We start from the raw sequence: 23504 nt of genomic DNA, 5'->3' as shown, positions 1-23504 counted from the left end.
ACGGAGTGCACAGATGCAGATTGCATGTTCCAGCCTGATCCGAACCCTTTCCTCCCAATAACAACGGAGAGCACAGATGCAGCTCGAAATTAGCCGTGAGGCCCTGTTACGTCCCCTGCAACTGGTGTCCGGTGCCCTGGGTGGCCGGCCGACCCTGCCCATCCTCGGCAACGTCCTGCTCGATGTCAGCAATGGCCTGCTGTCGCTGACCGGGACCGATCTCGAGGTGGAGATGATCGGACAGGTCTATCTCAACAGCGACAGCCAGGATGGCCGCACCACAGTGCCGGCGCGCAAGCTGCTGGACATCTGTCGCGGTCTGCCGGAAGGGGCGGAGATCCGCCTCAGTACCGAGGGAGAGCGCCTCATCATCCGTTCCGGCCGCTCCCGCTTCAACCTGTCGACCCTGCCGGCGACCGAATACCCGAACATCGAGGATTGGGAATCCGTGCTCGAGTTCGACATCAGCCAGCTGGAGCTGAAAAAACTCATCGACGCGACCCAGTTCTCCATGGCGAGCCAGGATGTGCGCTACTACCTGAACGGCATGCTGTTCGAGAGTGAAGGTCACGGCCTGCGTACCGTAGCGACGGACGGTCACCGGCTGGCCACCTGCCGCCGCGAGGTGGTGGGGGAATCGCTGCCCGATCATCAGGTCATCCTGCCCCGCAAGGGGGTGCTGGAGCTGGTGCGCCTGCTGGAAGCGGAAGACAAGCCGGTACGGCTTCAAGTGGGCCGCAGCAACCTGCGCGCCGCCCTGGATGGCTTTATCTTCACCTCCAAGCTGGTGGATGGCCGTTTCCCGGACTGGCGCCGCGTCATCCCGAGAGGGAGCGACAAGGCCCTGATCGCCGGTCGCGAGGATCTGCGCCAGGCCTTTGCCCGTGCCGCCATCCTCTCCAACGAGAAATTCCGTGGGGTGCGTCTCAATCTGCAGGAAAACCTGCTGCGCATCACCGCCAACAACCCGGAACAGGAAGAAGCCGAAGAGCTGCTTGACGTACAATACGCCGCTGGCGAGATGGAGATCGGCTTCAACGTCTCCTATGTGCTGGACGTGTTGAATACGTTAAAATGTGACCAAATCCGGATCAGCCTGAGCGATTCCATCAGCAGCGCCATTATTGAGGATTTTGAGAACCAAGATGCCCAGTACGTGGTGATGCCGATGCGGATCTAGTCGTGTCCCTGGTCAAACTCCAGCTCAGCGACTTTCGCAACATCCAGCACGCCAGTCTCGCGCTGTCTCCCGGCCTCAATATCCTGGTCGGGAGCAACGGCAGCGGCAAGACCAGCGTGCTGGAAGCCATTCATTATCTTGGTCTCGGCCGCTCGTTTCGTACCCATTTGACCGGGCGGGTCATCCGCCAGGGCGAGCGGGCCTTTACCCTGTTTGCCCAGTGCGAGCTGGAGGGGCGTCAGGTGCCCATCGGGCTTGCCAAGGACAAGGGGGGCGAAACCCAGCTCAAGATCGCCGGTGCCCAGGCCCAGCGCCTGGCCGATCTGGCGGAGCTGTTGCCGGTACAGTTGATCCACCCCGATGGTTTCAGCCTGCTGACCGGTGGGCCCCAGGCTCGCCGGGCCTGGCTCGACTGGGGTGTTTTCCATCAGGAGCCGACCTTCTTCTCCCTCTGGGGGCGGGTGCGTCGGCTGTTGAAGCAGCGCAATGCCTTGCTGCGCCAGAGCACCCAGTATCGTCAACTGGCGTTCTGGGATCAGGAGCTGGTGCGACTGGGTGGCGAGCTGGCGGGTTTTCGCGCCAGTTATTGTCAGGCCATTACGCCCCTGATCAAGGAGATGACGGCAGATTTTCTGCCGGAGTTCGATATCAGTCTTGGATTCTATCGAGGCTGGGAAAAAGACACTCCCCTCGATGCATTGCTGGAGGCGGGGTTCGAACGGGATCGTTCGCTGGGGTACACTGGGGTCGGTCCGCAGAAGGCGGACGTGCGGCTCAAGGCGAACGGCGTGCCCGCGCAGGATATTTTGTCCAGGGGTCAGCTGAAGTTGCTGGTCTGTGCCATGCGGCTGGCCCAAGGGCTCTATTTGAATCAACATAGCAGCCGCGGCTGTATTTTTTTAATTGATGATTTTGCCTCTGAACTGGATGTCGACAAACGTCGTCTGCTGGCCGCAAGGCTGAAGCAGTGCGCGTCCCAGGTGTTCATCACCGCCATCGATACCGGTCAGCTCGCAGACATGATGGATGCGAGTGACTGCAAGCTGTTCCACGTGGAACAAGGCAAGATCTCCGAAACGTTAGAGAAGGCAGAGAGTAAGCTATGAGTGAAAATACTTACGACTCCTCGAATATCAAGGTGCTCAAGGGCCTGGATGCGGTCCGCAAGCGCCCGGGGATGTATATCGGCGATACGGACGATGGATCGGGCCTGCACCACATGGTGTTCGAGGTCGTCGACAACTCCATCGACGAGGCTCTGGCTGGCTACTGCTCCGATATCCAGGTCAAGATCCATTCCGACGGCTCCGTCTCCGTGCGCGACAACGGTCGCGGCATTCCGGTGGACATCCACCCGGAAGAGGGTCGTTCGGCCGCTGAAGTCATCATGACCGTGCTGCACGCCGGCGGCAAATTCGATGACAACTCCTACAAGGTGTCCGGCGGTCTGCACGGTGTGGGCGTTTCCGTGGTGAACGCGCTTTCCGACAAGCTGCTGCTGACCATCCGCCGCAACGGTCATGTCTACGAGCAGACCTATCACCTGGGCGAGCCGCAGGCACCCCTCAAGCAGATTGGTGACAGCACCGGCACCGGGACCGAAGTTCGCTTCTGGCCGAGCCCGACCATCTTCAGTGACACCCTGTTCCACTACGAGATCCTGGCCAAGCGTCTGCGCGAGCTCTCCTTCCTCAACTCCGGCGTCTCCATCCGTCTGATGGACGAGCGTGATGGCCGCGAGGCGCACTTCTGCTACGAGGGGGGCATCAAGGCCTTCGTCGAGTACCTGAACCAGAACAAGACCCCGATCCACCCCAAGGTGTTCCACTTCACCACTGAGCAGGACGGCATCGGTGTCGAAGTCGCCATGCAGTGGAACGACGCCTATCAGGAAGGGGTCTACTGCTTCACCAACAACATTCCGCAGCGGGATGGTGGCACCCACCTGGTGGGCTTCCGTACCGCGCTGACCCGGACGCTGAACAACTACATGGACAAGGAGGACTACAGCAAGAAGGCCAAGTCCGCCGCCAGTGGTGACGATGTCCGTGAAGGTCTGATTGCCGTTATCTCCGTCAAGGTGCCTGACCCTAAGTTCTCCTCCCAGACCAAGGACAAGCTGGTCTCTTCCGAAGTGAAGACCGCGGTCGAACAGGCGATGGGTGAGAAGCTGGCAGACTTCCTGCTGGAGAACCCGGGCGACGCCAAGATCGTGGTCAACAAGATCATCGATGCGGCCCGTGCCCGTGAAGCGGCCCGCAAGGCCCGCGAACTGACCCGCCGCAAGGGCGCGCTGGATATCGCCGGTCTGCCCGGCAAGCTGGCGGACTGTCAGGAGAAAGACCCGGCGCTCTCCGAACTCTACATCGTGGAAGGGGACTCTGCTGGCGGCTCCGCCAAGCAGGGTCGCAACCGGAAGAACCAGGCCATCCTGCCCCTCAAGGGTAAAATCCTGAACGTGGAGAAGGCCCGTTTCGACAAGATGATCTCCTCCCAGGAGGTGGGCACCCTGATCACCGCTCTGGGCTGTGGCATCGGTCGCGACGAGTACAACCCGGACAAGCTGCGCTATCACAACATCATCATCATGACGGATGCGGACGTCGATGGTGCGCACATCCGTACCCTGCTGCTGACCTTCTTCTATCGTCAGATGCCGGAAATCATCGAGCGTGGCTATGTCTTCATCGCCCAGCCGCCGCTCTACAAGGTGAAGAAGGGCAAACAGGAGCAGTACCTGAAAGACGAAGACGCATTGTTGCAGTACCAGACCGCCATGGCGCTGGACGGTGCGACCCTGCACGTCAACGAGTCTGCCCCGGCCATCGGTGGCGAGGCGCTGGAGCGTCTGGTCAACCAGCATCGCTCCGTGACTCACCTCATCACCCGCATGTCCCGCCGCGCCCCGGAAGCCGTGCTGACCCAGCTGATCTATCAGCCTGAGTTGAACGAAACCCTGCTGGCCAGCGAGAGCGATCTGCAGACCTGGTGCCAGAGCATGGAAGCCGTGCTCAACGAGAGCAACCACGGTATCCAGTACCAGATGCAGGTACGCCGCGACGAGGAGCGCAGCCTGTTCGTGCCCCACGCCGTGGTACGCCAGCACGGGGTCGACCGTGAATACCCGCTCAGCTATGACTTCCTGCAATCCTCCGAGTACCGTCAGCTGGTCTCCCTGGGCAAGGAGATCGCCAACCTGATCGAGGAAGGCGGTTACATCAAGCGTGGCGAGAAGGTGAAGCCGGTCGCCAGCTTCGTTGAAGCGGTCGAGTGGCTGATGGGCGAAGGCAAGCGTGGCATCTACATCCAGCGCTATAAAGGGCTGGGGGAGATGAACCCGGAGCAGCTGTGGGAAACCACCATGGATCCGGAAGCCCGTCGCATGCTGCGCGTGACCATCGACGACGCCGTCGGTGCCGACCAGCTCTTCTCCACCCTGATGGGTGACGCCGTTGAGCCCCGTCGCGACTTCATCGAGACCAACGCCCTGCGGGTTGCCAACCTCGACGTCTAATCAGACGGTCCGACAATCATCAAAAGCCGCTCCTCGTGAGCGGCTTTTTGTTTTTTGGGCGGAAGGGAGAGGGCGCGTTCCACGTGAAACATGAGGGACCTAGACTCTGTCACCACGAAAGGTGCGGCGCCACTCCCGCGGCGACACCCCGAAGCGGGTGCGAAAGTGCTTGCGCAAGATGGTGGCAGACCCGAGCCCCACCAGTTCGGCGATGCGTTCCACGGTGTGGGAGCTGGACTCCAGCAGCGTCTGGCTGCGGCGCAGGCGCTCCGACATCAGCCACTCCCCGAGGGAGAGACCGGTGGCGAGCTGGAAGCGGCGGCTAAAGGTGCGTCGGCTCATCATGCAATGTTCCGCCAGGCTGTCCAGGGTGTGGGGAGCGGCCAGGTGCAGGCGCAGGTGATCGAACAGCTGGTTGATCCTGGCATCCCGGGTGGAGGCGGGCACCGGCTGCTCGATGAACTGGGCCTGGCCACCCTCCCGATGGGGAGGCACCACCAGTCGCCTGGCCAGCTTGTTGGCAATCTGGCTGCCGTGATGCTTGCGAACCAGATAGAGACAGCAGTCCAGGCTGGCGGCTGTGCCTGCCGAGGTGATGAGCCCGTCGTCGTCGACATAGAGGGCATTGGTATCGAGCCGAACCCGGGGGAAGCGCTGGACGAACTCCTGTTCAAACTCCCAGTGGGTGGCGGCACCGCGTCCGTCCAGCAGGCCGGCGTAGGCCAGCACATAGGTACCGAGACAGAGCCCCACTATCTGGGCTCCCCTGATCCGGGCGGCAACCAGGGCATCGAGCAGGGGTTGGGCAGGGCGCTCGGCCGGATCGCGCCAGAAGGGGATGATAATGATATCCGCCTCCAGCAGACCCTCCAGGCCATAGTCGGCCTCCATGCGAAAGCCCTGGGAGGAGGCGGGTTGCCGCGTGTCATCCCCGGCGCAGAGTCTTAGCTCGAACAACGACTGGCCCGGCATCATCTTGTCGCCAAAGATGAGGCAGGGCACCGAGCAGTGAAAGGGGCTGAAGCGATCGAAGGTGATGACGGCGACGATGAGAGGACGGGGCATGGTGGCAGACTCCTTTGCACTCGGATCCCCATCATACGGGGCGGCAACAGAAAGCCGAAGGGCCATGTGGTACCAGGCCCCTCGCTCAGAGCATCATGGTTTCGCCATCCTCGGGCACCCGTACCCGGTCTGCCATCCCCTGGCTGTCCAGGTAGTCGCGCAGCTCCCGCCGGGACAGCAGGGCATGATTGACCGCCTCCATGTGGCTGGCGATCAGGGTGGCCTGCGGGGCGGCCTGATAGACGGCGGCCACATCCTCCTTGCCCATGATGATGGCGCCCAGACCCATCACCTGGGCATCGCCGCAGTTGAGGACGACGACCTCGGGTTGGTGCCGGTGCAGCGTTTGTTCAACCTGGGCATTCCAGACGGTGTCGCCGGCCAGATAGAGGGTCTTCTCGGCCGGGTGGGAGAAGACCACTCCGCTGACCTCGCCAAGGCGATCCCCCAGCAGGGCCATGATGGTATCGCTGCCGTGTCGGCCTTCCGTCTGTTGCAGGCGGATGCCGACGAACTCGCCGACCTCGCCCAGCAGGCGCACATCCTCGAAGCCGCATCCCCTCATGGTGTCGGCATCTTTCTGATGTTGCACAAACAGCGGAAGGTGCTTGGGGATCTGCGCTTTCGCGATATCGTCCCAGTGATCCAGATGGTCATGGGTGACAATCACCGCATCCACCTCCAGCAGAGTTGCCATGGGCAGCGGCAGCTCTACCAGGGGGTTGCGAAGATGGCTGTTGGCCATGCCTTCGAAGCCGGGGTAGCTCCCCTTGGGGGCCAGCATGGGGTCGATGAGGAAGCGTGCTCCTGCGTAGTGGATGAGCAGGGTGGCGTTGCGAACCTGGGTAATCTTCATGGCGTGCTCCGGTTTCTCGTTGGGGACACGGCCAGTATGGAGGGATGAGGGACGGATCATGAGTGGCCCGCAGGCAAATTATCGATCTAATCGGGCCATTCTTGATGGCCGGTATTTCTTTTGTTTTTACCCCTTGAAAGCCAAATGCTGGCCCCTATATAGATAACAAGGTCGGAACGCTCAACAGAGGTTTCGACCAGGCGCCCGTCCATCAGGAGGGCAAACAATCCGTTATCGCTCACAAGAGGGTAATACTATGCGTTCTATCGACTTTTCTCCGCTCTATCGTTCTGCCATCGGTTTCGATCGTCTGGCCAATCTCATCGAATCTGCCGCCAGCAATGGCAATGCCGGTTACCCCCCCTACAACATCGAGCAGCTGGGTGACAGCGACTACCGCATCAGCATGGCGGTGGCGGGCTTTACCCAGGAAGAGCTGGAGCTGAGCTTCCAGGAGAACCTGCTGACGGTGAAGGGCAACAAGCAGGCCGACACCGAGCGCAACTACCTCTATCAAGGCATCGCCGAGCGCGGCTTCGAGCGCCGCTTCCAGCTCGCCGACTACGTGCGGGTGAAGGGAGCCGACCTGAGAAACGGTCTGCTGCACATCGATCTGGCGCGCGAAGTGCCCGAGGCGATGAAGCCCCGCAAGATCGAGATCAACGGCTGACAGCCTGACCTCGTTGCATTGTTGATGTTTCCCGGGTGCCGATTGACGGGCCCGTGGAGAGTAAACCCTGTTGCTTGTTAGAAGGATAGGATCATGCGTAACCTCGATTTTTCTCATCTCTATTCCAACGCCGTCGGCTTCGAGCGAATGGCCCGCGAGCTGGAAGGCCTGTTCGATCAGAAGACCTCGGCCTACCCCCCGTACAACATCGAAAAGCGCGATCACGACAGTTACCTCATCACGGTTGCCGTGGCCGGTTTCGATCGCAATGAGCTGGAGTTGGAGACCGAAAACGGCACCCTCAAGGTGAAGGGGCGCAAGGTCGCCACCATGGGCGAGCGCCAGTTCCTCCACCAGGGGATCGCCGAGCGGGACTTCGAGCTCGCCTTCAAGCTGAGCCAGCACGTGGAAGTGCAGGGGGCTAAACTGGAGCACGGTCTACTGACCATAGAGCTGGCCCGGGAGCTGCCGGAGGCGCTCAAGCCCCGCGCCATTCCCATCGGCAAACCCGAGCAACTGGCGCTGCCCGGTTAAGCAAACCGGATCGCGACAAACAAGAGAGGCCTGCATTTGCAGGCCTCTCTGTTTTTGCAGCATGGGGTTAGCCGGCGTAGAGGCTGTTGATCTCGTCGGCCAGGATGGCGATGCCACGGCGCACCAGCTCCTCGCTCTGGGAGTAGTTGAGGCGGATGCACTCCTGGCTGTGGCGCCACTCGGGGTCGTCGATGCCGGGGAAGAAATAGTGGCCGGGCACGATCAGCAGGTTCTTCTCCTTCAACCGCTCGTAGAGCGCCTGACTGTGGATCGGCAGGTCTTCGAACCAGAGCCAGAGGAAGAGGGCACCCTCCGGCTTGTGGATGTGGAAGCGCGGATCCGGAATGGCCTCGCGCAGCAACTGGACCGCGAAGGTGGCTTTCTGCTGGTAGAAGGGTTTCACCACCTGTTCGCTCAGGGTGATGATGTCACCGTTCTCTATCATCGGAATGGTGATGGCGGGGCCCAGGCTGCCCGGCGCAAGATTGATGATGCCGCTCAGGTTGGTGATGGCCCGGATGATCTTCTCGTCGGCGATGACGATGCCGCAACGGGTGCCCGGCAGACCGAGCTTGGAGAGGCTCATGCAGAGGATGGTGTTGGCGTTCCAGAACGGCTTGGCTTCGCTGAAGATGATGCCGGGGAAGGGGACGCCGTAGGCGTTGTCGATGAGAAGCGGGATCCCCTTGTCACGGGCGATCTGATCGAGGTGCTCGATCTCCTCGTCGGTGAGCACGTTGCCGGTGGGGTTGGTCGGCCGGGAGACACAGATCACCCCGATGTCGTCGCCCACCTGCAGGCTCTCGAAATCCACGTGGTATTTGAACTGGCCGTCGGGCAGCTTCTCTATGGTGGGCTTGTAGGCGACGAAGTGATCCTCCGAGAGGGCCGAGTCGGCATAGCCGATGTATTCGGGGGCCAGCGGGAACAGCACCTTCTTCTTGCGGCCGTCGGCGAACTCACCGGCCAGCAGGTTGAACAGATAGAAGAAGGCGTTCTGGCTGCCATTGGTCAGGGCGATGTTGCAGGACGAGATCGCCCAGCCCAGCTCCTTGCTGAGCAGCCCGGCCAGCGCACTGGTGAATCTGTCCTTGCCCTGGGGGCCATCGTAGTTGGCCATGGCCTTGATCAGTTCGCCGTTGTCGAGCAGGGTCTTGGCCTCGGCCTGAAAGCGTTCCAGTATGGCGGGGATGGGGGCCGGGTTGCCGCCTCCCAGCATGATGGCGTCTGGGTTCAGCAGTCCCTGATTGAGGTCATCCATGAGTTGGGTAATACCGGCGTGGCGAGTGAACTTCTCGCCGAACAAGGAGAATTCCATTCGGTGGCAAATCCAGAGTCAGTTAGAGGAAGAGCTAGCACCATAGCTCACTTCAAAAGCGGGTGTCGATGAAAAAAACGGGACGTTCCACGTGGAACAGGGTTGTCATTATGGAGGTGGTAAAAAAAACCATTTATAGGTTTTAAAATAACCAATATTCGATCCAGGAAGAGGCGTGGAGGCATCAAAAAATTATTTATATCAATAAAATCATGATTTTATAAATCTGGCACAACTATTGGAATAACTCTCTGGTCATCTCAACCACACCGGAGCACACCAGATGAAGATCCTGATCGCTACCCTGATTGCCAGCAGCCTGAGCCTGAATGCCATGGCCGCCGAGAACCCCAGACCCGAACTGGACAGCGCCGGGTTGCAGCAGGAGGTGCTGGCCCTGCAGCAGCAGGCATCCCATGACGTAGTGGCAGAGGCCATCCACAACCTCAAGCCGCTGGCCCTGGAGACCCTGGTGGTGGAGGCGAGCTCGGCCGATGCGACTCACCCCGAGAGTTGAGGTAGCGCAAGGGGGTCTGCCCCGTGTGCTGCCTGAAGAAGCTGATGAAGGCGCTGTCGCTGGCAAACTCCAGGGCAGCCGCCACCCGGCTGATGGGCTCGGCATCGGCCAGCAGTTCCATGGCCCGCAACAGCCGCCACTGCTGGCGCCAGGCCTGGTAGCTCATGCCGGTCTCCCGCATGAAGATGCGACCTATGGTCTTGTCACTGGCACCCACCCGTTCGGCCAGCCGGTTGAGCCGATCGGGCAGGGTGTCACACCGCTTTATCTCCTGCAGCCAGCCGGTCAGACGCCCGTCTGACGGCAACGGCAACTGCCAGGATTCCCGCGGCGCTTGCGCCAACTCCTCCTGCAACAGCGCCAGCGTGCAATGCTGCTCCGCCGCTGGCTTGTCCCAGGGCCAGAGCGCCATCCGCTCGATGATCTCCCGCAGCAGCGGGTTGACCGCCAGCACCGCCATCTCGTTTGGCAACGCGGGCTCCGGCTGGAAGTAGAGGGAGCGATAGGCCACTACCCCGCGCATCAACACCCGGTGGGGCAGACCCGCTGGCAGCCAGGCCGCTCGCGTCGGCGGCAGCAGGCAGACCTGATCGTCCAGCTCTATGGTCATGCAGCCTGCCTGGGCGAACAGCAGCTGGTGGCGCTGGTGCTGATGGCGGCCGGAGTCGTGCCAGCCGAGGGCGGCGGCAATACCGATGGCGCTGCCGTCGTGCTGGTCCGGATCAAAGGGGTGATCGGGAAGAATAAAGGCCATGTGTCCGATTCTTGCTGTTTATAGTCCGCCTTATTGTAATCGGACATGTTATCCCTCTCTAGAATGGCGACCTCTTGTGAAGGAGGTGTGTCATGAACAACAGGTTGCCACCGCGCTGGCTGGTGGTCGGATTGATGATGTTTCCCCAGATAGTGGAGACCATCTACAGCCCGGTGCTGACCCATATCGCCACTGAGTTTCGGGTGAGCGAGGGGCAGGCGTCCCAGACCCTGTCGGTCTATTTTCTGGCGTTTGCGGCGGGTGTGGTCTGCTGGGGCCGGCTGTGCGATCTGATCGGGCGGCGCCCCGCCATGCTGGCGGGGTTATTTACCTATGGCACCGGCACCCTGCTGGCGCTGCTGGCCACTCAATTTGAAACTCTGCTGCTGGCCCGGATTATCGCGGCCTTCGGCGCCGCCGTGGGCTCCGTGGTGACCCAGACCATGCTGCGCGACAGCTATCGGGGCAGCGAGCTGGCGCGGGTCTTCTCGGTGATGGGCATAGCGCTCTCCCTGAGCCCGGTGCTGGGGTTGGTGAGCGGCGGCCAGCTGGTGAGCTGGTTCGGCTATCTCGGGGTGTTCGGCGCCCTGCTGGTGTTGGCCGCCGGATTGCTGTTGGTGGCCTGCTGGCAACTGCCGGAGACCCGCCCAGCCATCACGCAACAGATAGCCCTCTGGCCGCTGGCATGCCGGATGGCCCGTGACCCGGGCTTGTGGCGCAGCGCCGCTCTGGTGGCCCTGTTCAACACCATGCTGTTCGGTTACTACAGCCTGGCGCCCTTCCTGTTTGCCGGGTTGGGGTTGAGTGCGGGCGAGTTTGGTTACACAGGGATCCTGCTTGCTCTGGCGACCCTGGGGGGCAGCCTCCTGAACCAGCGGCTGCTGGGGCTTGGTTGGCCGCCGGCCTCAGTGGTTCGGCTGGCCTGCGGCCTGGCACTCATCTGCGGGGCCTGGGTGTGGCTCAGTCAGGGCGGCCTCTGGTTCCTGTTGCCCATGATGGGGGTGGTGGTGGCCTTCGGGCTGGCGATCCCCAATGTGCTGAGCCAGGCGCTGCTGGCCTATCGGGAGGTGGCGGGCAGTGCCGGCGCCCTGTTCGGGCTCGGCTACTATCTGATGCTCGGTCTGGGGTTGGCCATCGCCGCCCTGTTGCAGGATCTTGGCCTGCTGCTCGGCGGCTGCGGTCTGCTGGCATTGATCTGCGGCTGGCGTCGTTCCACGTGAAACATCGGCTGCCGATAAAGCGGTAGCCGATACCGGCTTCAGTTTCGATCTGGGTGGGTTGCTGGGAATGTTGCCGCCCAGCTTCTTACTGCAACATCAGCTGCCGATAAAGCGGTAGCCGATGCCGGATTCGGTCTCGATAAGCGTTGGTTGCTGGGGGTTATCTCCCAGCTTCTTGCGCAGGCTGGCGATGACGATGCGCAGGTAGTGAGTGTCCTCCTTGTGGCTTGGCCCCCAGATGTCGATGAGCAGCTGGGTCTGTTGCACCAGCTTGCCGGGGTGGCACACCAGGGCCTGCAACAGGGCGAACTCCTTGCGGGAGAGGGGGACCTCTTCGCCTTGCAGCGTGACTCTGTGGCTGCTGCTGTCCAGGGTCAGCCCGCACTGGGGGAAGTGGCGGCACTCGCCGCTGGTGGCCCCCGCACGCTGGCGCAGCAGCACCCGGATGCGGGCCATCATCTCGCCGACGCCGAACGGCTTGCTCATGTAGTCGTTCGCTCCCGCATCCAGCAACCGCACCTTCTCCTGCTCGGAGTCCCGCGCCGACAGCACCAGCACGGGGTTGGCGTGGTGCTCGCGAATGGCCTGCAGCACCTGGAGACCGTCACCGTCCGGCAGGCCGAGATCCAGGATCACCAGGTCGGGATTGAGGTGGCGATACTGCGCCAGCCCCTCGCCGACACTCACGGCTTCGCTCACCTGGTGCCCCTCGGCGACCAGGCTGATGCGCAGGAAGCGGCGGATGGCCGCTTCATCATCTATGACCAGGATATGGGCCATTCGACCTCCGGCAGTGAAGATGGAAGAGAGAGAAACCGGCCAGGCTTGTGCATCTACACCTCGGGCGCATTGAGGGCCAGCGGCAGGGAGATGCGCATGCAGGTGCCGTTGCCGTTAGGCCCGGCGAATGCCCAGATGCGACCGCCGTGGGCCTCTATCATAGCGCGGGAAATGGCGAGGCCAAGCCCGGTGCCGCGGCTGCCGCAGTCGCCGACCGGCTGGGTGTAGAAGAGGTTGAAGATCTTGTCCCTGTCCGACTCGGCGATGCCGACCCCGATGTCGATGATGTCGATGATGAGGTCGGGGTCCGCCAGCATCACCTTGAACTCGATGGGGGTGCCGGCTGGTGAGTAGCGGGAGGCGTTGTCGAGGATGTTGACCAGCACCTGCTCGATCAGGGCGCCGTGCACATAGAGCCGGGGGAGCTGCTGATCGAAGTGCACCAGCAGCTTGTGCTGGCGCCAGGAGGAGTCGAGCCGCTTGCGGGCGCTCTCCACCAGATCGGCGAGCTCGACCCAGTCCCGCTTCAGCTGGAAGTCCGGCGAGCCGATGCGGGTCATGTCCAGCAGGTTCTGCACATAGCTGTGCAGGCGGCGCGCCTCGTCCTGCACCGAGTGCAGCAGTTCGCTGCGATCCTCCGCACTTATCCGGTCACCGTATTCCAGCAGGGTGCTGCCGGCCCCCATGATGGTGGCGAGCGGCGTCTTCAGATCGTGGGAGACGGAGGAGAGCAGGGCGGCACGCATCCGATCCGTCTCCGCCTGCAGCTGGCTGTCCGCCAGCCGCTCGTTGAGATCGATACGGGCCAGGGCGGCACGGATGTCGGTGAGCAGCGCCTGCAGTTGATGCTCGGCGGAGGAGGCGAGCGGTTTGGCCAGCCGGATGCCGAGCACCAGCTCGTCGCTGAGGTGATGATACTGGGCCTCGGCCGCGTTGAGGGTGGCGGTGTGGGCGCCGGCGCTCTGCTTCTGGGCCAGGCACCAGTCGATAGCCGCCTTGTCGGTCTGGCCGGGTCCCCGCAGTTCGTCACCGGCCCTGTGCTGGTAATCCTCGTCGAGGGCAAACACCGGCTGGCCCAGGGCCAGGGCGATGGCCTGGGTGCCCTGTCGCAGCACTTCCACCGGGTTGCTGGCGGTGGCCAACCCCTGACTCAACGACAGCAGGGCGTTGCCGAGCTGCTGGGTCTCGCGCAGCCCCACCAGCTGCTGGCGCTGGCGTGAGGCGAGCCGGCCGGCCGCGATGCCGACGATGAGCAGCACGAACAGGGTGAGCAGGTCGCTTTGGCTGGCCACGCTGAGTGAGAAATAGGGTGGGGTGAACAACAGGTTGTGGGCCACGAAGCCGAGCACCGCTGCCAGGATGGCGGGCACCAGGCTGGTGGTGAGGGCGGTGGCCAGCACCCCCAGCACGAACAGCATGGGCAGGGAGGCGGGTGGCAGCCAGTGGGAGAGCCCCCAGACGACGGCCGAGGTCGCACCCATGATGGCGACTGCCAGCAGGCTCTGGCGGATGTCCTTGGGACCGACGGGGTGCAGACCCTTACCGGGCTTGCGCGTCTCCGTATCCACTAGCGTGATCTCGAACCCCTTGGCCTGTTTCAGCAGGTGCTGCACCAGGGAGCGGCGCCAGGGGGGATTGTGCGGTTTACCGAGCAGCAGCTGCGATACCTGCTGCTGCTCGGCGGTCTCCAGCAGGGCATCGGCCACCGCCGGGTTGGAGAGGGTCAGCACCCTGGCGCCGAGCTGGGAGGCCAGCGCCAGCGCCTGCTCCACCTCGGCCGAGCGTTGCCCCTTGCTGTCGATGTGCACCACCAGCCAGGGTAGCTGCCGGCGCTGGGCGAAGCGGTGGCCGTAGCGCACCAGGGAGGCGCCGTGCTGTTCGCCGAGACAGACCATCAGCTTGCCCCGCAGCGGCAGGGTGCTCTTGCCCGCCGCCTGCCACTGCAGTTGCAGATCCCCCTCCACATGGCTGGCGGCAGTCTGCATCGCCAGCTCGCGCAAGGCGGTCAGGTTGTTGAGGGAGAAGAAGGATTGCAGGGCGGCCTTGGCCTGGTGGGGCACATAGACCTTGCCCTCCTTGAGGCGGTCGAGCAGCTCCTTGGGGGGCAGGTCGATCAGGATGATGCTGTCGGCATCCAGCAGCACCTGATCCGGCAGGGTCTCCTTGACCCTGACCCCGGTCAGCTGCCACACCAGATCGTTGAGGCTCTCCAGGTGCTGCACGTTCAGGGTGGTGTAGACGTCGATGCCGGCGCCGAGCAATTCCTCCACATCCTGCCAGCGCTTCTCGTGGCGGCTGCCCGGGGCATTGGTGTGGGCCAGCTCGTCCACCACGGCGATGGCGGGCTTGCGCTCAAGCAGGCCATCGAGGTCCATCTCTTCCAGCCGCTGTTGACGGTGAGAGTAGAGTTGGCGCGGCTGGATGGGCAGTTTGTCCAGCAGGGCCAGGGTCTCCTGGCGGCCGTGGGTCTCCACCACGCCGATCAGGATGTCGACACCCTCCCTGGCCTGTTCCCGCACCGCCTGCAACATGGCGTAGGTCTTGCCGACCCCGGGGGCGGCGCCGAGGAAGACTTTCAGCTTGCCCTTGTGTTCCTCTTCCAGGCTGGCCAGCAAGGCGTCGGCCCTCACCTCATCACGCATCCCCGTGCTCCCGTTGCGTCGGCCTTACCGCGGCCGTGACCTCATTGCTCATGTTTGTCCCCGGCGGGCCCTGCGGCTGCGTTGAAAGGGGGTGATCTACTGCACCGCAAGGAGCGCCCTCAGGCGCCCTTTTGATGATCGAGTTGCAGGTTCAACTGGAGGATGTTGACCACCTGCAGGCCAAGGATACCAGCTTGTGCCGCCGACTTGACCTGTTCCGTCAGCCGGGCGGGATCCAGCCCCCGTTCCTTGGCGACCCGGTCCACCTGGGACAGCACGGCATCCAGCGGCAGATGGGGATCCAGGCCTGAGGCGGAGCGAGTCAGCAGGGCGGGGACTCTGGCTTCCGGCTGCTCTTTTGCCGCCGCTGTGGCAAACTCGGCCCGCAGGGGTGAGCTCATTCCCAGGTTGCTGGCCCCTCCGCCTAGGGTGGCGAAGTCGCTGGCGGAGGGGCGGGAGTGGAAGTAGTCGGCCCGTTCGAACTTCTGGGCCAGCAGGGCACTGCCGATCAGCTGCTGCTTGTCATTGGTCAGTTGGCTGCCGTTGGCCTGCCAGGGGAAGACAAGCTGGGCCAGCCCGGTGACGGCCAGCGGATACGCTACCCCCAGCAGCAGGGTCAGGGTCAGCAGGGTTCTGATTGCTATCATGTTTTTTTGCTCCAAATGCGTTGGTTGGATGCGGGTCTGCCCCGCATCCGTTGATGCCGTTACACCAGCCCCAGGCCGGTGATAACCAGGTCGATCAGCTTGATACCGATAAAGGGCACTATCAGACCGCCGACGCCGTAGATCAGCAGGTTGCGGCGCAGCAGGCTGGCGGCCGTGCCCTGCAAGCTGACCCCGCGTAGGGCCAGCGGCACCAGCGCGACGATGATCAGGGCGTTGAAGATGATGGCCGACAGGATGGCGCTTTCCGGGCTGCCCAGTTGCATCAGGTTCAGCACCCCCAGCTGCGGATAGGCGGCGATGAACAGGGCCGGCAGGATGGCGAAGTACTTGGCCACGTCGTTGGCGATGGAGAAGGTGGTCAGGGCGCCGCGGGTCACCAGCAACTGCTTGCCCACCAGCACCACGTCCAGCAGCTTGGTGGGGTTGGAGTCGAGATCCACCAGGTTGCCCGCCTCCTTGGCGGCCTGGGTCCCCTCGTTCATGGCCAGGCCCACGTCGGCCTGGGCCAGCGCAGGGGCGTCGTTGGCGCCGTCCCCGCACATGGCGACCAGGCGGCCGTCGGCCTGCTCCTGACGGATGTAGGCCAGCTTCTTCTCCGGGGTCGCCTCGGCGATGAAGTCGTCCACCCCGGCCTCGGCGGCGATGGCGGCGGCGGTCAGCGGGTTGTCGCCGGTGATCATCACGGTGCGGATCCCCATGTGGCGCAGGATCTGGAAGCGGGCCTTGATGCCCGGCTTGATGATGTCCTTGAGGAACACCACCCCCAGCAGCTTCTCGTGGGTGCAGACCAGCAGCGGCGTGCCCCCCTGGCGGGCGATGTGATCGACGGATTTGAGGATGAGCTCGGGCACCCCCTTGCGATCGAGGGAGAGGTAGCGCAGCACCGCGTCCACCGCCCCCTTGCGGTATTGATGGCCGTTGCGATCCAGCCCGCTCAACCGGGTCTCGGCACTGAAGGGGATCACCTTGTCGCTCTCCAGCTGGCTCGGTCTGGTGTGGCTCTTGCCCGCCAGGGTCAGGATGGATTTGCCTTCCGGCGTATTGTCACCGAGTGAGGCCAGCATGGCGGCCTGGGCCAGCAGGGAGGGATCCACGCCGGGGGCCGGGATCAGCTCGTCCGCCATCCGGTTGCCGAAGGTGATGGTGCCGGTCTTGTCCAGCAGCAGGGTGCGCACGTCGCCGGCGGCCTCTACCGCGCGGCCCGACTTGGCGATGACGTTGAGCTTCACCAGCCGGTCCATACCGGCGATGCCGATGGCAGAGAGCAGGCCGCCTATGGTGGTCGGGATCAGGGTGATGAACAGCGCCAGCAGATAGAGCCTGGGCACCTGGGTGCCGTTGTAGTCGAGGAACCAGGGCAGGGTGGCCACCACCAGCAGGAAGATCAGGGTCAACCCCACCAGCAGGGCGTCCAGCGCCATCTCGTTCGGCGTCTTCTGGCGCTTGGCCCCTTCCACCAGGGCGATCATGCGATCCAGGGTGCTTTCACCCGGGTTGTTGCTGACCCGGATCCAGATTTCGTCGGAGACGACTGTGGTGTTGCCGGTCACGCCGCTGCGGTCGGTGCCCGACTCGCGGATCACGGGGGCGGATTCCCCGGTGATGGCCGCCTCGTTGACCGAGGCGATGCCGGCGATGACCTCACCGTCTGCCGGGATCATCTCGCCGCTGCGTACCAGCACCAGATCGCCCTTGAGCAGGCTGGTGGCCGGCACCCATTCCCCTTGCCCATCCCTGGGGTCTGTGACACGACGTGCCTTGAGCTGGCTCATGCCCGCCTTCAGGCTGTCGGCACGCGCCTTGCCGCGACCTTCGGCCAGGGTTTCGGCGAAGTTCGCAAACCAGAGGGTCAGCCAGAGCCAGGCGGTGAGCTGCCAGGCCAGCGAAGGAGCGACTCCGGAGAGCGGTTGCCCCAGCAGCGACTCCAGGGTCGCCATCACGGCCGCCAGCCAGAGAGTGAACAGGATGGGGCTGCCCAGCAGTGCCCTGGGGTTGAAGCGATAGAGGGCTTCCACCATGGCCTGCAGGATCTGTGATTTCTGTTTCTTGCCCTTCACCTTGAGGGTGTCGGTGCTCATTGAAGCGGACTTGCTCATTGAAGCGGACTTGCTCATTGGAAAGCTCCCAGCATCGAATAGTTGGTCACGCAGATCAGTCGGGTGTGCAGCATCAGAAGGCACCTCCCAGCAGGCTCAGGTGTTCCGCCACCGGGCCCAGCGCCAGCACCGGCAGGAAGGAGAGACCCCCCATCAGCAGCACGGTGACGATCAGCAGGGTGATGAAGAGCGGGCCGCTGATGGGGAAGTCCCCTTCACTTCGCTCCTGACGAGGGGTGCGGGCCAGCTGGCCGGCGATGGCCAGCACGGGGATGATGTAGCCGAAGCGACCGAGCAGCATGGCCAGCCCGATGGCGATGCACTGCCAGCTGTCGGCGGCGGCAAAGCCGGCGAAGGCGGAGCCGTTGTTGCCGGCGGCCGAGGCGTAGGCATAGATCAGCCGTGACAGACCGTGGGGGCCATCGTGACCGATGACGGTGGCGGAGTCCGGCATCAGCAGGGTAATGCCGCCGATCACCAATACCCCGACCGGCATCACCAGCATGCTGGCGACCACCCACTTCATCTCGGTGATGCCGAGCCGTTTGCCCAGATAGGTGGGGGTGCGCCCCACCATCAGGCCGCACAGGAACACGGTGAGCAGCACGAACAGCATCATGCCGTAGATGCCGGCGCCGACGCCGCCGAACACCACTTCACCCAGCAGCATGTTGATCATGCCGACCATGCCGGCGAGGGGGGTGAAGCTGTCGTGCATGGCGTTGACCGAGCCGTTGGAGGCGGCGGTGGTGGCCACTTCCCAGATGCTGGACAGCACGGGGCCGAAACGGCTCTCCTTGCCTTCCCAGTTGCCGGCTTCGCTGGTGAGGTGGGAGAGGGCGGGATCCGGTTTCAGCTCCTGGCCGATGGCGAGGCAGAGCCCCAGCACCAGCATGATGGTCATGGCGATGAGAATGGCGCGGCTGTGGGCCAGATCCTTCACGTAGCGACCCAGGGTGCAGACCATGGCGGCAGCCAGGGTCAGCAGGGCGACCATCTCCAGCCAGTTGGAGAGGGCGGTGGGGTTTTCGAACGGATGGGCCGAGTTGATGCCGAAGAAGCCGCCGCCGTTGGAGCCGAGCTGCTTGATGGCGATCTGGGAGGCGGCCGGGCCGAGCGGCAGCAGCTGTTCCTGGCCTTCCAGTCCGTGGAACGGCAGGTAGGCCGACAGGCTCTGGGGCACCCCCTGCCAGACCAGCAGCAGCGCCAGGATCAGCGCCATCGGCAGCAGCACATAGAGGCAGAAACGCACCAGATCCTGCCAGAAGTTGCCGAGGTGGGTGGTCTGCTGGCGGGCGATGCCGCGAAACAGGGCGACGGCGACGGCGGCACCGGTGCCGGCGGAGACGAAGTTCTGGGTGGTCAGCCCCACCATCTGGCTGAAGTAGGAGAGGCTGGCTTCGCCGGAGTAGGCCTGCCAGTTGGTGTTGGTCATGAAGCTGACCGCGGTGTTGAAGGCGAGTTGCCAGTTCAGCCCGGGCAGCTGTTGCGGGTTGAGGGGCAGCAGCCCCTGCGCCAGCAGGATCAGGAACAGCAGGCCGAAGCCGGCGCCGTTGAAGGCCAGCAGGCTGAGGGCGTAGGACTTCCAGTCCTGCTCGCGCCCGTCCGTGCCACAGCAGGCCAGGGTGGCGCGCTCAAGCGGGGCCAGCCAGCGACTCTTGCCTTCAAACACCCGATAGAGGTAGTTGCCAAGCAGAGGTGCCGGCAGCAGCACCAGCAGCACGAACGCGACGGGATAGATGATCTCTTGCCACATATCCGGTTCCTCACTCATGGGTGCGCGCGAGGGCGCGCAGCAGATAACCCGCGAGGGCGAGGACCAGCAGCAGATATAGCCAATTCATAACGACTCCGTTGAGGTAATTAGCGTCAGGGACCGATGCATATCCGTGTCGATCCCAGAGGTGTCATTGACGCTGAAAGGGTATGAAAAAGGGGCGTAAAGGCGCCATAAAGCGGCCGGGAGCGGGCGTAAAATCGGCGTAAAGAAGGCGGGTGTTGCCGGCTGGTGGACGGGCAAGGCACAAAAAACCCGGCCTGGGCCGGGTTGTGCAGTAAGTGGTTGAAGCTGGCCTGATAGTGACAGGCCAGCTTCAACCATGCTTATCGCATCGTCACAAACTCTTCCGCGCTGGTGGGATGAAGAGGGAGAACGCAGTTGTCGAACAGACCTCGAATTTCTCCCCTCACACGGCCATCAGCGCATCGTTACAAACTCTTCCGCACTGGTGGGGTGAATGGCGACGCAGTTGTCGAAGTCCGCCTTGGTGGCGCCCATCTTCATGGCGACGCCGAAGCCTTGCAGGATCTCGTCCATCGCAAAGCCGATGCCGTGCAGGCCGACCACCTTCTCTTCCGGCCCGACACAGACCAGCTTCATCCGGGTGGGCTGGCGATGCTGGGTCAGCGCCGAGTACATGGCGGTGAACTGGCTGCGGTAGACCTTGACCTGATCTTCACCGTATTCGGCGACGGCTTCCGGCTCGGTCAGCCCTATGGTGCCGATGGGGGGGTGGCTGAACACCACGGTTGGCACCAGATCGTAGTTGAGGTGCTCGCCCGGCTTGTTGTTGAACAGCCGCTCGGAGAGGCGGCGGCCCGATGCGACGGCCACCGGGGTGAGCTGGATGCGGCCGGTGTTGTCACCGACGGCATAGACGTTGGCGACATTGGTGTTCTGGAACTTGTCGGTGGGGATGAAGCCCTTCTCGTCCAGGGTGATGCCGGTGGCGGCCAGATTGAGGTTGTCGGTGGCCGGGACGCGGCCGATGGCCCAGATGAGGCAGTCTACGGTGAGGTGGCGACCATCTTCCAGCTGCAGGGTCAGGCTGTCGTCGGCGTTCTTGACCACCGCTTTCGGAATGGCGTGGGTGTGCAGCCTGGGCCCTTCCTGCGCCATGATCTCCACCAGGGTCTCGTGGATCATGGGGTCGAAGTTGCGCAGCGGCGCGTGCTTGCGCACCACCAGATGGGTCTCGGAGCCGAGCGCCTGCATCACGCCTGCGATCTCCACGGCGATGTAGCCGGCACCCACCACGGCGACCCGTTTGGGCTGGCTCTGCAGGTCGAAGAAACCGTCGGAGTCGATGCCCAGTTCGGCGCCCGGAATGGTCGGGATCTCGGGGCGGCCGCCGGTGGCGATCAGTATGTGATCGGCGCTGTAGTGCTCGCCGTTCACCTCGACGGTATGGCTGTCGACGAAGCGGGCGAAGCCCTTGATGACGGTGATCTGGTTCTTGCCCAGCACGTTCTGGTAGGACTGGTGAATGCGGCCGATGTAGGCCTGGCGGGACTCGACCAGCCTGGCCCAGCTGAAGTGGTTGAGGGTGGTGTCGAAGCCGTAGTCGGCACCGTATTTCAGGGCATCGGCGATCTGGCCTGCATACCACATGGCCTTCTTCGGCACACAGCCGACGTTGACGCAGGTGCCACCCAGCTCTTTGGCTTCGATCAGGGCGACTCTCTTGCCGTACATGGCGGCCCGGTTGGCCGAGGCGATGCCGCCGCTGCCGCCGCCGATGGCGATGTAGTCAAAATGCTGTGCCATTGCGAGGTTCTCCGCTCGTTGAGGATGCAATCACAGCATGATGGGGACAAAGCGGCCGGCTCACAAGAGCCGGTGCTCAGTTCTGCTGGATGGGCAGGCGAATGTGGAACTGGGCACCCTGTCCCGGTTCGCTGGCGCAGTGGATGCGGCCGCGCAGCAGTTGCACCACCAGGTTGTAGATGATGTGGGTGCCGAGCCCGCTGCCGCCATGACCCCGCTTGGAGGTGACGAAGGGATCGAAGATGCGCGGCAGTATCTCCGGCGGGATGCCGCGACCGTTGTCGCTGTAGTCGATGACCAGCTCGTCTCCCTGCTGCTCCACCTTGATGGTGATCTTTCTGGGTCTGTCCCAGTCATCGAAACCGTGATGGATGGAGTTGAGGATCAGGTTGGAATAGATCTGGGTGAAGCTGCCAGGGAAGGAGTAGAGGGTCAGCTTGGGATCGCATTGGATGTCGACCTCGCACTGGGCCTTCTTCAGCTTGTAGCCGAGGGAGACCACCACCTGGTGCAGGTTGTCGGCGAGGCTGAAGTTGTAGCGCGCCTCGGACGACTGATCGACCGCCACCTGCTTGAAGCTGGCGATGAGCTCGGAGGCCCGCCTCAGGTTGCCTTGCAGCAGCTGCATCGACTCGTCGAGATTCTGGGTGAACTCGTTGAGGTAGGAACGGGAGAGCTGCTTGGCCTCGAGGTGCTGCTTGAAGTCGGCGACCCGCTCCTGCAGATAGGAGGAGGCGGTCACGCTGATGCCGATGGGGGTGTTGATCTCGTGGGCCACGCCGGCGACAAGAGATCCGAGAGAGGCCATCTTCTCCGATTCCACCAGGGTCTGCTGGGCCTGCTTGAGATCGTCGTAGGCCTTGCCGAGCTGCTCGTTGGCATCGCTCAGGCTGCGGGTACGCTCCGCCACCTTGCCCTCCAGCTGCTCGTTGAACAGGGTGATCTCCCGCTCCACCTTCTTGAGGGGGGTGATGTCGTAGCCAAAGCCGATCAGGTACTTGAGATTGGGCCCCTCGTAGAAGGGGGCGAAGGTCCACTGCAGGACCAGCTCGTTGCCCTGCTGGTCGTGCATGGTGATCTCCCTGTCCTCCAGCGCCCCCTGTTCGGTCAGGATGGCGGCCAGCTCGTCACGTTGCTCCTGGCTGACGAAGAGATCCAGCCAGTTGTGCTGCAGCAGCTCCTCATGGTGATAGCCGGTCAGCAGTATTGCGGCCGGGTTGATGCTGGCGATGTTGAGATCCGGCTCCATGCAGCAGATGACCATGTTGGCGGAGTTGATCAGGGTGGCGGAGAAGTCCCGCTCCTGTTGCAGCTGATCGGCGGCCTGGTGGCGGGCCGTGAATTCGTCGTTCAGCCGGGTGCGCATCTGGTTGAGGGTGGCGGCCAGCGCATCGAACTCGTCCGGATGCTTGCGGGGCAGGGGGCGCCCCTCCAGGGTCAGCTCGACCGCCAGGCGATCCAGGCTCAGTTTCTGGGCGTAGCTGACGATGCGGTTGATATGACGGATCACCAGATAGTAGATGATGACCAGGATGCAGAAGGAGACCACCAGGGTCTTGATGGTCTGGCTGACCAGGATCAGCACGGACTTCTCGATGAGGCGCTGATAGACCTGATCCAGCGAGGCGGCGACGAACAGCTTGCCAACCACTTCCCCCTGGTAGCTGAGGGTGAATTCGCGGGAGATGTCGTACTGGGCCTGCTCCACTCCCTGGGTCAGCAGGGGCACCTCGGAGTTGCCCAGCATCTCCTTGACCATGACGAACTGCATGTTGGGCAGGTTCATGATGCCCTCGATCTGCACCTTGACCTGCTCTTCATCCAGGTTCCACAGGCTGGCGGAGATGGGCTGCAGGAAGGAGGCCTCGATCTGGTCGATGCTGGCCTCGATGACGGTCACGTCCTTGTTGTAGTCCCAGGCGAGCTGCAGCACAGTGATGGCCAGCGCCAGCAACGTGCTGCAGATCAGAATGTAGGAAAGCAGACGATATGAGAGTCCGTTAAGGCCGACGGCCTTGGAGAAGAGTCCTGACATGGCGTCCTTGCGGTCTGGATTGAGAACGGTTTAGTGTAACTGCTTCATGGACTTGTGTCGTGTGTGATCAAATGGATAAAAACAAGGCCCCTTTCGGGGCCTTTTTTG

18 protein-coding genes are annotated in these 23504 nt (G+C 63.1%); 7 read left to right on the top strand and 11 right to left on the bottom strand.

Annotated features, from left to right (window positions below; all coding sequences use genetic code 11):
• Positions 1-76 precede the first annotated feature (76 nt).
• The 3 genes from dnaN to gyrB are packed head-to-tail and all read left to right on the top strand — an operon-like array spanning position 77 to position 4694.
• A complete protein-coding gene (dnaN, locus tag BN1132_RS17350) occupies positions 77-1180 on the top strand; it encodes a DNA polymerase III subunit beta (RefSeq protein WP_039040646.1) in 1104 nt (367 codons plus the stop codon).
• A gap of 2 nt (positions 1181-1182) precedes the next feature.
• Positions 1183-2286, top strand: a complete 1104-nt coding sequence (recF, locus tag BN1132_RS17345) for a DNA replication/repair protein RecF (RefSeq protein WP_010672287.1) — start codon at positions 1183-1185, stop codon at positions 2284-2286.
• Positions 2283-4694: a DNA topoisomerase (ATP-hydrolyzing) subunit B gene (gene gyrB, locus BN1132_RS17340; protein WP_010672288.1), complete on the top strand. Its 2412-nt coding sequence runs from the start codon at positions 2283-2285 to the stop codon at positions 4692-4694. Before recF ends, gyrB begins: the two co-directional genes overlap by 4 nt.
• A 99-nt stretch (positions 4695-4793) precedes the next feature.
• Here the strand turns inward: gyrB and BN1132_RS17335 are convergent, their stop codons facing one another.
• Together BN1132_RS17335 and BN1132_RS17330 are read right to left on the bottom strand one after the other, a co-directional pair.
• Positions 4794-5759, bottom strand: a complete 966-nt coding sequence (locus BN1132_RS17335; protein ID WP_042079065.1) for a GlxA family transcriptional regulator — start codon at positions 5757-5759, stop codon at positions 4794-4796.
• Positions 5760-5844: 85 nt separating this feature from the next.
• Positions 5845-6615: an MBL fold metallo-hydrolase gene (locus BN1132_RS17330; protein ID WP_042079064.1), complete on the bottom strand. Its 771-nt coding sequence runs from the start codon at positions 6613-6615 to the stop codon at positions 5845-5847.
• Between the two features lie 256 nt (positions 6616-6871).
• Here BN1132_RS17330 and BN1132_RS17325 point away from each other — a divergent pair, with 256 nt between their 5' ends.
• Together BN1132_RS17325 and BN1132_RS17320 are read left to right on the top strand one after the other, a co-directional pair.
• A complete protein-coding gene (locus BN1132_RS17325; protein ID WP_042079063.1) occupies positions 6872-7285 on the top strand; it encodes an Hsp20 family protein in 414 nt (137 codons plus the stop codon).
• Positions 7286-7378: 93 nt separating this feature from the next.
• Entirely contained in the window at positions 7379-7819 is a 441-nt protein-coding gene (locus BN1132_RS17320; protein ID WP_010635613.1) for an Hsp20 family protein, read from the top strand.
• A gap of 67 nt (positions 7820-7886) precedes the next feature.
• On the opposite strand, the gene BN1132_RS17315 is transcribed toward BN1132_RS17320, so the two are convergent.
• On the bottom strand, positions 7887-9137 hold the full coding sequence (locus BN1132_RS17315; protein WP_042079062.1) for a valine--pyruvate transaminase: 1251 nt from the start codon (positions 9135-9137) through the stop codon (positions 7887-7889).
• Positions 9138-9420: 283 nt separating this feature from the next.
• Between BN1132_RS17315 and BN1132_RS17310 the strand changes: the two genes are divergently transcribed.
• Positions 9421-9654, top strand: a complete 234-nt coding sequence (locus tag BN1132_RS17310) for a hypothetical protein (protein WP_042079061.1) — start codon at positions 9421-9423, stop codon at positions 9652-9654.
• On the opposite strand, the gene BN1132_RS17305 is transcribed toward BN1132_RS17310, so the two are convergent.
• Positions 9584-10408, bottom strand: coding sequence for an AraC family transcriptional regulator (locus BN1132_RS17305; protein WP_042079060.1), 825 nt, complete (start codon positions 10406-10408; stop codon positions 9584-9586). The two genes, BN1132_RS17310 and BN1132_RS17305, sit on opposite strands and share 71 nt — an antisense overlap.
• Positions 10409-10500: 92 nt before the next feature.
• Between BN1132_RS17305 and BN1132_RS17300 the strand changes: the two genes are divergently transcribed.
• Positions 10501-11628 carry a multidrug effflux MFS transporter gene (locus BN1132_RS17300; RefSeq protein ID WP_042079059.1) on the top strand — a complete coding sequence of 376 codons (1128 nt, stop codon included), beginning with the start codon at positions 10501-10503 and terminating at the stop codon, positions 11626-11628.
• Between the two features lie 96 nt (positions 11629-11724).
• On the opposite strand, the gene BN1132_RS17295 is transcribed toward BN1132_RS17300, so the two are convergent.
• From BN1132_RS17295 to BN1132_RS17265, 7 genes are all read right to left on the bottom strand, one after another.
• On the bottom strand, positions 11725-12408 hold the full coding sequence (locus BN1132_RS17295) for a response regulator (RefSeq protein WP_042079058.1): 684 nt from the start codon (positions 12406-12408) through the stop codon (positions 11725-11727).
• A 53-nt stretch (positions 12409-12461) separates the two neighbouring features.
• Positions 12462-15050, bottom strand: a complete 2589-nt coding sequence (locus BN1132_RS17290) for a sensor histidine kinase (RefSeq protein ID WP_042079056.1) — start codon at positions 15048-15050, stop codon at positions 12462-12464.
• A gap of 119 nt (positions 15051-15169) precedes the next feature.
• On the bottom strand, positions 15170-15697 hold the full coding sequence (locus tag BN1132_RS17285) for a potassium-transporting ATPase subunit C (RefSeq protein ID WP_042079055.1): 528 nt from the start codon (positions 15695-15697) through the stop codon (positions 15170-15172).
• A 59-nt stretch (positions 15698-15756) separates the two neighbouring features.
• Positions 15757-17814 carry a potassium-transporting ATPase subunit KdpB gene (gene kdpB / locus BN1132_RS17280; protein ID WP_042079054.1) on the bottom strand — a complete coding sequence of 686 codons (2058 nt, stop codon included), beginning with the start codon at positions 17812-17814 and terminating at the stop codon, positions 15757-15759.
• Positions 17815-17887: 73 nt separating this feature from the next.
• The gene (kdpA, locus tag BN1132_RS17275; protein ID WP_042079053.1) at positions 17888-19570 is read right to left on the bottom strand and encodes a potassium-transporting ATPase subunit KdpA; all 1683 of its coding nucleotides are present in this window, start codon (positions 19568-19570) and stop codon (positions 17888-17890) included.
• A gap of 441 nt (positions 19571-20011) precedes the next feature.
• Positions 20012-21361, bottom strand: coding sequence for a glutathione-disulfide reductase (gene gorA / locus BN1132_RS17270; RefSeq protein ID WP_042079051.1), 1350 nt, complete (start codon positions 21359-21361; stop codon positions 20012-20014).
• A 76-nt stretch (positions 21362-21437) separates the two neighbouring features.
• Positions 21438-23396: an ATP-binding protein gene (locus BN1132_RS17265; protein WP_042079050.1), complete on the bottom strand. Its 1959-nt coding sequence runs from the start codon at positions 23394-23396 to the stop codon at positions 21438-21440.
• Positions 23397-23504 lie beyond the last annotated feature (108 nt).

Origin of the sequence: Aeromonas sanarellii, assembly GCF_000820085.1 — a bacterium.
Lineage (GTDB): Bacteria > Pseudomonadota > Gammaproteobacteria > Enterobacterales > Aeromonadaceae > Aeromonas > Aeromonas sanarellii.
The sequence above is the reverse complement of the archived record's forward strand: the minus strand, read 5'-3'. Positions and strand labels throughout refer to the sequence as shown.